9 protein-coding genes are annotated in these 7,596 nt (G+C 34.8%); 7 read left to right on the top strand and 2 right to left on the bottom strand.

The window, feature by feature from the left end; translation table 11 throughout:
• Positions 1 to 473: 473 nt before the first annotated feature.
• Both BUA02_RS15960 and BUA02_RS11745 read right to left on the bottom strand, forming a co-directional pair.
• Positions 474 to 1,124: a hypothetical protein gene (locus tag BUA02_RS15960; protein ID WP_072704342.1), complete on the bottom strand. Its 651-nt coding sequence runs from the start codon at positions 1,122 to 1,124 to the stop codon at positions 474 to 476.
• Between the two features lie 52 nt (positions 1,125 to 1,176).
• Positions 1,177 to 2,085, bottom strand: a complete 909-nt coding sequence (locus tag BUA02_RS11745) for a hypothetical protein (protein WP_072704339.1) — start codon at positions 2,083 to 2,085, stop codon at positions 1,177 to 1,179.
• Positions 2,086 to 2,221: 136 nt separating this feature from the next.
• On the opposite strand from BUA02_RS11745, the gene BUA02_RS11740 reads away from it, so the two are divergent.
• From BUA02_RS11740 to BUA02_RS11710, 7 genes are all read left to right on the top strand, one after another.
• Complete coding sequence (locus BUA02_RS11740) at positions 2,222 to 2,812, top strand: hypothetical protein (RefSeq protein ID WP_072704336.1); 591 nt, start codon at positions 2,222 to 2,224, stop codon at positions 2,810 to 2,812.
• On the top strand, positions 2,809 to 3,612 hold the full coding sequence (locus BUA02_RS11735) for a P-loop NTPase family protein (RefSeq protein WP_143147423.1): 804 nt from the start codon (positions 2,809 to 2,811) through the stop codon (positions 3,610 to 3,612). The genes BUA02_RS11740 and BUA02_RS11735 overlap by 4 nt, the downstream gene beginning before the upstream one ends.
• A gap of 373 nt (positions 3,613 to 3,985) precedes the next feature.
• Positions 3,986 to 4,345, top strand: a complete 360-nt coding sequence (locus BUA02_RS11730; protein ID WP_072704330.1) for a hypothetical protein — start codon at positions 3,986 to 3,988, stop codon at positions 4,343 to 4,345.
• Positions 4,346 to 4,421: 76 nt separating this feature from the next.
• Positions 4,422 to 5,570 (top strand): hypothetical protein, encoded by a 1,149-nt coding sequence (locus BUA02_RS11725; protein WP_072704327.1) that lies wholly within the window; start codon positions 4,422 to 4,424, stop codon positions 5,568 to 5,570.
• A complete protein-coding gene (locus tag BUA02_RS11720) occupies positions 5,557 to 5,805 on the top strand; it encodes a hypothetical protein (RefSeq protein WP_072704324.1) in 249 nt (82 codons plus the stop codon). The genes BUA02_RS11725 and BUA02_RS11720 overlap by 14 nt, the downstream gene beginning before the upstream one ends.
• A gap of 13 nt (positions 5,806 to 5,818) precedes the next feature.
• Positions 5,819 to 6,181: a hypothetical protein gene (locus BUA02_RS11715; RefSeq protein WP_072704321.1), complete on the top strand. Its 363-nt coding sequence runs from the start codon at positions 5,819 to 5,821 to the stop codon at positions 6,179 to 6,181.
• Positions 6,182 to 6,266: 85 nt separating this feature from the next.
• Positions 6,267 to 7,544: a tyrosine-type recombinase/integrase gene (locus BUA02_RS11710; RefSeq protein ID WP_072704318.1), complete on the top strand. Its 1,278-nt coding sequence runs from the start codon at positions 6,267 to 6,269 to the stop codon at positions 7,542 to 7,544.
• Positions 7,545 to 7,596 lie beyond the last annotated feature (52 nt).

Here is a 7,596-nt window from a genome sequence, read left to right as displayed (position 1 = left end):
TTCGCACACGAACATTCCGCACTTAGTGCTCCATGTTCTTACGACCGGCAAATGAATTTGTATGCAAGCATCCATTCGCTTGCCGGTCTTGTGCATCAAAAAAGCATGTCACTTACGACATGCTGGTTCCTGGTGATGTTTCATAGGATATTCGAAGTACTATCCTATTGAATAAAAAAAGATGGCTCATATAAGCCATCTTCTAATGTACTAAACGGAGAAAGCGGGATTTGAACGCGTTTTTTATTTTTCACAACAACATACAAAGAAAGGAGTCTCGAGCATTCTCTATAATTTACTTAACCAAATCTTAACCACTTATTATTTGAAGCAACTCTACATATTAAATACATTAGCAAGTATAGCACCTCCAAAGTTTTATTTCATATACGATAGTGTAACTCTTCGTGCCGTTGGTGCCAATTAAAAAAGTCATGCGGGATTATCACCCACATGACTTTATATTATTAAAATTACTCACCTTGAATTCCACCAGTAGGTGTATTATCTAAATCTTCAGTAGTAGGACTACTACCACCACCAAATCCCCATGCAGCAGCACCAGCAGATGTATCATTTGATGGTGTTTCGTTACTTACATTATTCTGCGATTGTCCAGAATTACCACTTGGTTTCTGAGATGACGAACCACCACCGCTATTTCCTGAACCACCACCTGATTGCTGTTCTTTCTTCTTGGACTCTTCCTGTTTCTTCTTGGTTTCTTCTTCTTTCTTCTTCTGCTCTTCCTCTGCCTTCTTCTTTTCTTCGGACAATTCACCGCATCGTTCGCAGATACCATCAATGTAAGAATGGCCTAATGGGGCTATTGCTTCTGTATAGACGTCACCACAGTTATTACATGTAAATGTATCAACACCTTCCTCTGTACATGTTGGCTCCACAGTTATTTCTTCTTGATAATCATGTCCAATCGCTTCTAATACTTCCTTGGACTCTGTGCCGCACCAGCATCTATAGTTATTATATCCATCTTCAGTACAAGTAGGTTCTTTAGTATCAAAAAGGACATAGTCATGAGGGTGGAATTTGTAAAACATTGCCCCACCTGCAATTAGCAATATAGCTATGCCAAGTAATATCTTTACTTTATTATTTGCCATTAGAATGCTCCTTAATAATAGTGCTTTAATAATACTATATTTTGTCTATTACTTACCAAGCTTTTCCATCAATGTCTTTTTCCTGGTCTAACCCCCATATATAAATATTCTTAATGAGATTTTCAACAAGAACTAATTGTTCACAACTTAATACATCAGCAAAATATAATAAGTATCCTGGTTCAAAAATCATATATCTATCTTTTTCTATTATTAGTTTTTCCGCATTTATTTTCGTGATTTTTGATAATTGGTCTGCCAATAATAAATCGCTAAGAAATATAATCTTACATAGTCGCTCAATAATATTATCGATTTCATCTTCAGAAGAATTTGGTTCATAATAGCCACTAATTTCATCATGTATATTTTTCTTTACTTGCTCATATATATTTTTTTCAGAACCAACATACTTTTTTAATATATTCCAATTTAGCTTGTATTCTTTTCCATATCCTTCAGTAATTACTTCCGGCGAGACAGAAAAGTAATCAGCTAAATCCATCAAATAGGCGTTTTCTATTCGGCTACCATCTTTCGCTATTTTGCCTGAGGTATTTATAGTCTTTTGCTCAAACATTTTCTTAATAGAATTTATTATTTGCTTCCTTTTATTGTGTTTCTGACATTTTTCATCATATGTTAAATCATCTTCATCATCTTCGAAGTAAAGATAGTTTCGAATAATATAAATATCTTCAGCCACTTCTGAAATCATATCATCTATAACTTTTGCACCATCGCTTTCATCGTAGTTGTCATAAATGCCAATTTGCTCTTTTAATAGTTCTCTTTTTTCCATCAGCTTAGTCAAATGAAGACCAACTTCTCCCCTGTTCTTATTTGGGAGAAGGTCAGATATTACATTATATACAATCGGTTTAAGCTTATTAGGTAAAGCATCATATCTATAGCTAATCCTTGCTAATCTTGCATTATCACTTGCTTCTAAGTTTTTCACAAAATTTTTCCTCATCTATTTAGTTTGTATCTTTTTTAGTTCAGTCATAAAGATGCAATATTTAGATAGATTTATATTAATTAGATACCTATTTTATGATAGCACAATTATTTTTCTTAAGAATGGAGGAATTCACATGATTAAATTGTTAGCATTATTGTTTCTGGTTGCGAGCTCTTATTTTATTACAATTGCAGTGGTTAAATATTATAAACATACAAATACTACTACTGCAAAAGCCACGGTAGATACATTTTTAAGGGAATGTGTAACACCTGCCCAAATGCCTGAGATATTTCCTGTATTTATTGGTATTGATTGTAACGGATTAGCACACGCGAATATTATTGAGGAAATATTCAAAGACCTGAAGAAAGTTTTTATCAATGTTATATTTGACCACTACGTCCGTTATCCCAACAGAATTATCTATTACTTTCACGTTGGAGCCCCTTTGGTTGAAATGGAGAATAATCAACTAATCGGGTATGCCACTTCAATCTGTGACAGTATTGTTCATCAGTTCCTGCATCAAGTTAATCCTGCATATGGATATATTCCTTATTTGGTAACGGTTGCTTATAGACCTGGTGAATTAGCTGTTTGTATTTCTACCAACAGGACAGGTCTTAACGAAAATTATCAATACATGTATTATCAGCATTCCAAACAGCAATTTAAACAACTTAATAACGATTTGATGTCCGAAGACTGGGAGGATAAATGATGATATATGGATACTTATATGATTTATGGTATTCTGCCAAAATGAAAGTACCAATAAAACATAACTTATCTTCTCATTGCCATGTATTGTTGACTGGTTCAAGTGGCTCTGGAAAAAGTTATGCACTTCTTTATATTCTTGGCAGACTAATGCAGACTTGTCCGAACATAACTGTATATTTCTGTGATTTTAAAAACAGCGATGATTTCAGCTTTTTAGACGGCTATAAGCATTACTATTCTGGAGATGAATGCTATAACGGAATTATTGCTTATTATAAAAGTTTTACTTCCGCGCGTAAAAATAGATCAAAGCGCAGAGCGCTCCTTATTTTTGATGAGTACCCTGCTTTCATCTCTTATCTAAGCGGGTTAGACAAGACCAATAAGACAAAGCGTGCATCGGAATGTCAGAACGCTGTAGCAGAAATACTAATGCTAGGAAGAGGCATCAATCATGGGATATGGCTTGTGACCCAAAGAGCAGACGCGAGTCTGTTCCAAGGAAGTAGCGGAGGAAGTCGTGATAACTTCATGATTGTTATTGGATTAGGACGAATGTCGCGCGAACAAAAAGGAATGCTGTTTTCGGGTGAGGATTTACCTAACGACAGAATTTACAAACCTGGTGAAGGCATCATTTATGCCGACGGCTCAGCAATTCAAGAAATAAAGATACCAATCATCAATAATCTTGACAGCTGGAAACATCATATTATTTCGATTATGTTCGCATCATTAGATAGCTCACCGTCAATTCAAGAACCCCCGTCTTGTGAGACAAGCATTCGAGAAGCGTAGTCTGCGACCCTAGTCGCCAAGACGAAGCTTTGAGAAATGCTATGCCCCGCCTGCGGGGCCTCTCGGAGTTAATATTACCTCCGAGAGTATGTATGCGTAGCAACATTATATATTATATAGCTTACGTTCTCATACAATACCATGTATGTGTGTATGTATTATTTTCGTTATTATCCCCCAAAATTAAGTATTTATGCGCAGTAACTCAATTTCAATTTTCAGTTACCTTATAAAAAGACATGATTAGTTATAGTAGTATTATCCGAACGGGCTAGGACCCAGCTAATCCGACATAGCTCATTCGAATTATTCAGCTAGCTGATGTAACTATTGATAGCCAATATGGCGTTTCAAATACGATGGAGGAATAGTAATGTCGCTTTCATTAAATGGGTATGAATTCCCATTAGATACTGTACTACAAGGTGCCGAATTAGTACTTAGAGGTGCAGATAAGTTATATGAGTACCGAGATGGAGTTAGAACTGACAACCAATTAGGGATGAAATTCACATTAGTCGAACAGTTTGATTTCGAAAAATTCGTTGTTAAGGTTCCCGGATTATTGGATAGTCCAATTCCACTTGAAAAAATTCAAGATAAAAGCAAAAAGATATATGTTTCGCTAAAAGACGCAAAAATTAAACAATATTACGACGTCGTAACCAAAAGACCCGAGACAACTGTTACAGCTTCAGCCATTCAAGAGGTTAAACAAAGCCCCAGAGCATAGGGCTTAATTACAACTAAATATAGAGGTGGGGGCAATTTCATTAAGCCCCCACAACACTTAATAATCGAGGTGGATTATGGCAATAAAACAAGCACGTAAATTCCTAATAACTCAGAACAATCCTCAGGAATACGGCATAAAATCACTAGAAGATATGATTGATAGAGCAAAAAAGCTAAAAGGATTGCTATATGCTATTGTGTGCTTTGAACTCGGCAAGCAAAACAGTACTCCTCATTTTCATTTATTTGTAATTTTTAAAAATCCGAAATCTTGGCAAACAATGAAAAACATATTTCCATATGCAGATATCGAAGGAGCACTAGGAACCAATATTCAGTGTCGTGACTATGTGCTTAAGCGCGGGAAATGGGAGAATACCGAAAAAGAAGATACTAGAGTTGATGGACAACAACTTGAATACGGTGAAATGCCATCTGATAGAGACTCTGTTGACCCCAAGGCAGAACTTCTTTTAAAACTCATCGAGGACGGACATACAGATTATGAAATTATGACTGATTATCCAGAATTTCTATATGACTTATCACATATACAACGAATTCGTCTTACATTAAGGCAGGCCGAATATCAAGATATTTGGCGCAATGTTCAGGTATTCTATATTTATGGTGCTCCTGGTCTTGGTAAGACTAGAATGATAATGGATGGCTTTGGCTACAAAAATGTATTTCGAGTCACCGATACCAACCATCCATGGGACACCTACCAAGGTGAAGATGTTGTTATTTTCGAAGAATTTGCTTCTACATTTAAAATTCAGGATATGAATAACTACCTTGATAGTTATCCCCTTAAGTTAACGGCGCGCTATTCTGACCGCATAGCCTGCTACACAAAAGTGTTTGTCATTAGCAATCAATCTATAAAAAAACAGTATCCAAATATTCAAAATGATTGGGAACAATCATCCAAAGATACTTATCGAGCTTTTTTAAGAAGATTTACTGGGATAATCAAATTTTTGGATAATCACAATCTTGAATATTATGAAATGGATAAGGAACAACATCCAAAGTACATTGGTTTGTTCTCACATCAAGATTTTTTAAATAAGCTCAAAGCATATCTTACTGAGGGTTCGACAATTGCGATGTCCCCACTATCATCTGAGTCAATAGTCACAGCGGAAGAGTTAATACAAATTCCGCAATTGCCTCAAACAAATAGAAACAAAAATGGAGGTCAAAATGGGAATAATTAGAATACCGTACACAAACGAAGATACATATGAACTGATGTCAAGAATAGATGAGGAATTAAGTATACTAATCACTAATCTATATCACATTCGAGAAAGTCAGGAAATTTCATTTGGACTAAATAATTATATAGCGAAACAGATGGATGACATTTTAATTACATTAAAAGGGATGAATGCTATATTTTTCTTTGCTGAAGAATATAAGACAGGTCCAGATGAATTGCCATTCGATTAAGGAGGTAGCGTCCATGGATAGCATAAAAGATAATCCAATACCTATACCTCCACCTCTTCCTATAAAAGAAGTGGGAGATAATTCATATAAATCCACGGACTATCGGACTAAAGACCTTGCTTTATTAGGCTATTGTCGTCCTGAGCCGTTAAAAGAACGAGTATCTTCTGCACGTGTATTAAAGCTTTGCAAACTTTTATATCGTGATTACGATTTTATAAAACTAGGTGGATACAAAGCTTACAGACGGTATCCGTTCTATGTAGAATATCAAGTCATCGATAAACGCACAGATAAAGTAATAATTCCACGAGCTACGGCAAATACCCTTTTAGAACTTGTTCGTGATGAATACTATGATTATATCAACTATTGAGAGGAGTTAGAGAAAATGACAAACGTCAATAATTAAAAATACCTTAATACAGGATTGATGTATAAATTATTTTCGAAACAAGAAAATGAATGCAATATTGAATAATTCTGCTGCTATTACACCCACTATGGAGGTAAAATCAGCAATAGAGAATGCTCGAAAAGAGTATATGAAAAAAGAAAAAGAAATGATAGTTGGCAAGTACACCTTGCCAACTACCCCTGGCAAAGATGGTTATTATCGCATTTATGTATGCGATAAACAATCCTCAAAAGGAAGGAGGCAGTTAGCTTCAAAAAGTTTAGAAGAGCTTGCAGATAAAATATATCACCATGAACGCTGCATTAATGGCACAGCCAGAAAGACTTTTGCTGAAATATTTACATTGGTTCAAGAAGAACGAATAAAGTATATAAAAGACCCCGATAAGCTTCTTTCAGCAGAAAACACGATAAGTAAGCATCAATTTGATTATAATAGATTTTTTAAAGATACCCTATTAGAGCAAATATATATTGATGAAATCTCAAAGAAGGATATAGAGGATGTTATTTTACTAAATCTTCAACGATATAACCTGAACAAAAAAGCTTTCGACGGAATGCTATATATTATTAGAAATATATTTAAATTGGCTTTTTATGAGTATTGGATTTCAGATAATACATTTGAAAGAGTAAATTTAAAAAAGTACAGTGGTATGCTCGTTGAGACAATGCCATCCTCTGAAAGAGCTTATACAGAAAAAGAACTATGTAAAATTCTGAATTATATCAGAAATTATCAAATCCAAAATCCGAACTACATTCCAGCATATGCTCTTGAATTACAAATTCTTATGGGACTGCGTAGAGGCGAGATACCGCCGTTGATGTGGAACGATATAAAAAATGGCTATATAAGTATAAATAAAGAGCAAATTACTGTTAAGAAAAGCAATAAACATGGGCAATATGACAGAATAGTGCAACATACTAAGACATTTAAGAATAGATTATTTCCTATCAGCCAAGATATTAGTGATTTCTTGAAAAAACTTAAACATATTCATTCAGTCTTTTGCCTAGACAGTATTTATCTATTTCCATTTAACACATCTAATGGCGTAATATCCAACAGTATAGTATATGATTTCTATGAAAGGGTTATTAACTCCCTTAATCTCAAGAAAAAAGACATTATCATGGGGCCTCATTCCTTTAGGCGAAATGCCATCACGGATGTTGTCAATGCCACTAATGGTAATCTCACTCTCGCCTCTCAATTATTTGGCAACAGCCCTCTTGTAGCTGAAAATAACTACTACACTGGCGTTGATATGGATACTGCATTATCTGTATTAAACAAGCGAAAGCTTTCTTAACCAAAAATTAACCAAATTTCTGTGAAATAAAAAAACGGAAGTCTAGTATTTT

Source organism: Butyrivibrio hungatei DSM 14810 (assembly GCF_900143205.1).
GTDB lineage: Bacteria > Bacillota > Clostridia > Lachnospirales > Lachnospiraceae > Butyrivibrio > Butyrivibrio hungatei.
Note: the sequence above shows the minus strand (reverse complement) of the source record. Positions and strands in the feature narration are given on the sequence as shown.

What these genes read in the sequence shown, in the direction of transcription:
- BUA02_RS15960 (WP_072704342.1), bottom strand. Translation starts at nt 1,124, where the DNA reads ATGGCAAATAATAAAGTAAAGATATTACTTGGCATAGCTATATTGCTA.
- BUA02_RS11725 (WP_072704327.1), top strand. Translation starts at nt 4,422, where the DNA reads ATGGCAATAAAACAAGCACGTAAATTCCTAATAACTCAGAACAATCCT.
- BUA02_RS11730 (WP_072704330.1), top strand. Translation starts at nt 3,986, where the DNA reads ATGTCGCTTTCATTAAATGGGTATGAATTCCCATTAGATACTGTACTA.
- BUA02_RS11735 (WP_143147423.1), top strand. Translation starts at nt 2,809, where the DNA reads ATGATGATATATGGATACTTATATGATTTATGGTATTCTGCCAAAATG.
- BUA02_RS11715 (WP_072704321.1), top strand. Translation starts at nt 5,819, where the DNA reads ATGGATAGCATAAAAGATAATCCAATACCTATACCTCCACCTCTTCCT.
- BUA02_RS11720 (WP_072704324.1), top strand. Translation starts at nt 5,557, where the DNA reads ATGGGAATAATTAGAATACCGTACACAAACGAAGATACATATGAACTG.
- BUA02_RS11740 (WP_072704336.1), top strand. Translation starts at nt 2,222, where the DNA reads ATGATTAAATTGTTAGCATTATTGTTTCTGGTTGCGAGCTCTTATTTT.
- BUA02_RS11710 (WP_072704318.1), top strand. Translation starts at nt 6,267, where the DNA reads ATGAATGCAATATTGAATAATTCTGCTGCTATTACACCCACTATGGAG.